This window comes from Longimicrobium sp. (assembly GCA_036389135.1).
In the GTDB taxonomy this organism is placed as follows: domain Bacteria; phylum Gemmatimonadota; class Gemmatimonadetes; order Longimicrobiales; family Longimicrobiaceae; genus Longimicrobium.
Genome location: DASVQP010000015.1, coordinates 1 through 2,247, shown reverse-complemented (window position 1 = coordinate 2,247; position 2,247 = coordinate 1). Strand labels below are relative to the sequence as shown.

The following is a 2,247-nucleotide window of genomic DNA, read 5'->3' as shown; positions in this document are numbered from 1 at the left end:
GTGCCGCCGTGCGTGCGAGGGTCGAGGAAAGACGGTTGTTCAAGAGGTGCCTCCAGGAGCAGAGGTAGGAGTTCCGGACGGGACCGCGACGCGGCACACCGGGCGGTGCGCAGCGGTGGCGCCGCACTGTGCGGAGCCACGAACTACATCAGCAAAATCATCTTCGACAGGCCCGGGCGAAAGACTGAAAACGGCCTCCGCTCGGAAAGGGCAGTACCATGCATAACGCGCCACCGCACGGAACTCGCACTGCGCGTGGTGACGGGCAGCCACGCGGGACTGCCCCCACGATGGCGTTTGCGTCGAAGACGACGGCCGGCGCGTGACCGGCGACGGACAGACACGCAGATCCGTCCATACGGGATCTGTGCGTTCCATGGAGGGGGCGAGGCAGGGTAGGAGCGGGTGCGATGAATCGCGGCCCCTGCGGCGGCGGGGCAGGGCCAACAGGAAGGAGGCACGGAAAGTTCCCTCTCCGTGCCTCCCGCGTTACCCATCGCGCGCCGTTACGGGCGGCGGCTCGCCCTCAGGGCGGGGCTCGAAGATCCGGGCGGCGGTACGCGCTGTGGGGTGAAGTAGGCCCCGACTGTAGGCGTGCCGCCGACCTGGCCCTGGTTGCGCGAGCCCCAGCACAACACCTCGTTGGACGGCGTGGCGATGCCGCAGGTGTGATCCACGCCGGCCGAGATGGTGGAGTACGAGAACCCGCCCGCCACCGCGATGGGTACCGACGACTGCGACACGTCCGGCCCCGCTCCCAGCTTGCCGTTGGTGTTGCTCCCCCAGCAGTACGCGGCCCCGCCCGTGGTGATGGCGCAGGTGTGCGCCGTGCCGGCGGTCACCGAGCGGAAGGTCAGGCTGCTCGCGACCTGCACCGGGGTGGTGCTGTTGGAGGTGCTCCCGTTGCCGAGCTGGCCCGAGCCGCCCGCGCCCCAGCACAGGATGCGCCCGTCCGCCCTGACGGCGCAGCTGTGAGAGGTGCCGCTGCTGATCTGCGTGAGCTGCGTCCCGCCGGTCACCGCAACCGGTGTGGGACTGGTAGTGGAGGGCGTGGGGGTGCCGAGCTGTCCGTTCGAGTTGTTCCCCCAGCAGAACGCGGTGTTCGAGGTCGACAGTGCGCAGGTGAACGACGCGCCCGCCGAGATCTCCCTGAACTGGATGCCGCCGGCCACCGGCAGCGGCGTGCCGCTGCACGGAGCCTGCGCTCCGGACGGGCCCTCCACCGTGCACTGGGTGGTCACGGGCTCGGACGTACCGAGCTCGCCGAAGCGATTGCTCCCCCAGCACGACGCTGCCCCGGACGAGTCGACCGAACAGCTGTGAAGCGCGCCGGAGGTGATGAACACCGAGGTGGGAGCGAGCGGGGTGACCGTCGCCGGCGTCGTGCGGCAGGGGTATGAGTAGCTCGGGCTCAAGCGGCAGTTCTCCGTGCCCGGTGGGCCGCTGAGCTGGCGCATGATGTCGTTCCCCCAGCACAGCACGAAGTTCCCGGTCCTGGCGCAAGTCTGGCCGACCGGGTGGGGCGAATCGATCCCCGGGCCGCCTGCGGCGAGCTGCAGTGTGACTTCAGCGCCCACCCGCTGCGGGGTCCCCGTGGTTGGCGCGTCGGTGCCGAACTGCCGCGTCGCGTTGGAGCCCCAGCAGTACGTGGCCCCCTGGTTGATCGCACAGGTGTGGAAGGCGCCGGCATCCAGCGCCGTCGCAGTGAAGGTCGCCCGCACCGTGACGGTCGCGCTCGCCTCCACACCGCCGGAGGCAGCGAACACCGTGGTGGTGCCCATGCCCGTGCCCCTCACCAGCCCCGTCGCGTCCACCGTGGCGACGGCGGCCGAGCCCGTGCGCCAGGTGAACTGCGCGTTCGTCACGGGCGCGCCCGACGAGTCCACCGCCGTCGCGCGGTAGCGCACCGTGTCCCCGACCAGGATGGAAGCCGAAGCGGGGGCGACTCCGACGGCCGCGACCACCTGCTGCACCACGATGGGAATGCTGTCCGACACGCCCTGCACCGTCGCCACCAGGAAGGTGCTCCCGTTGCCGCGCGCCCGCACCACCGGCGCTCCCTCCAGCGTGGCCACCGCTGCGTTCCGCGTGATCAGCGTGGCCGGTGCGAAGATCTGGTTGCCGTAGACGTCCACCGCGGTAATCGTCACCTGCTCCTGCCGCCCCAGCGTGGTGAAGCGGAGCGAGCGCGGGTTGATGATGACCCGCGCGGCCGTCCCCGTGCCCACGCTGGCGGTGAAGGTGACC

The 2,247-nt window shown here is 70.7% G+C and carries 1 protein-coding gene; it reads right to left on the bottom strand.

What is annotated here, in order from left to right; genetic code table 11:
* Positions 1-506: 506 nt before the first annotated feature.
* Positions 507-2,247, bottom strand: a 1,741-nt coding sequence (locus tag VF584_02685; GenBank protein HEX8209066.1) for an Ig-like domain-containing protein, incomplete at its 5' end; no start/stop codon positions are given.